The 548-nt window shown below is 58.9% G+C and carries 1 protein-coding gene; it reads right to left on the reverse strand.

The annotated features are described in order from the left end of the window. Nucleotides 1–173: 173 nt before the first annotated feature. On the reverse strand, nt 174–548 hold a 375-nt coding region (locus JIN87_RS29145), incomplete at its 5' end, for a hypothetical protein (RefSeq protein WP_234033684.1).

A 548-nucleotide genomic window follows, 5' to 3' on the forward strand; every position in this document is an offset into this window, starting at 1 on the left:
GTCGTTTTTGCGTTTTAGCTCCTGGCGAATTTTGATCGTCAGGTAAACGACTGTAAGCAGGCCAACGAGGATGCCCACTGTCGTGTGGATGTGCTTGAGCGCGACCGTCCAGGCGGTTCCGGCGGAGCCGATGAGGGCGACTCGGTCTTCGAGGAGGCTGAGGAATACGCGCTTCACTTGGCGGCTCCTTGTCCAAAGTAAAAGGCCACGACTGCGAGCAGGGCTTGGCGCGTTTCTGGGGTTACGAGCAAACCGTCGACGGACTGAAAACGAACGGCTTCCTTGGCGGGGCCAAACAATCCGAAGAGCTTTCCGCCAGTTTCCTCAGTGTACTGAAGGACCGTTGCGGCATCCGTGAAAACGGTGACGATGAACGGGGCGAGGATTACGGCAAAGACGATAGCGGCGACCAAACCACGGCGTATCCACTTGCCAGCTACGCTGGCGGCCCGGACACGCGAAGCCTCCGAGAGGTGGCGCCGCTCGGAGGCTCGTATGTGTTCGGCGTGGCGCTCTTTCCGCTCTTCTGCCTTATGCTTCATGTAGAA

Source organism: Pelagicoccus mobilis, assembly GCF_016595505.1.
In the GTDB taxonomy this organism is placed as follows: Bacteria; Verrucomicrobiota; Verrucomicrobiia; order Opitutales; family Opitutaceae; genus Pelagicoccus; species Pelagicoccus mobilis.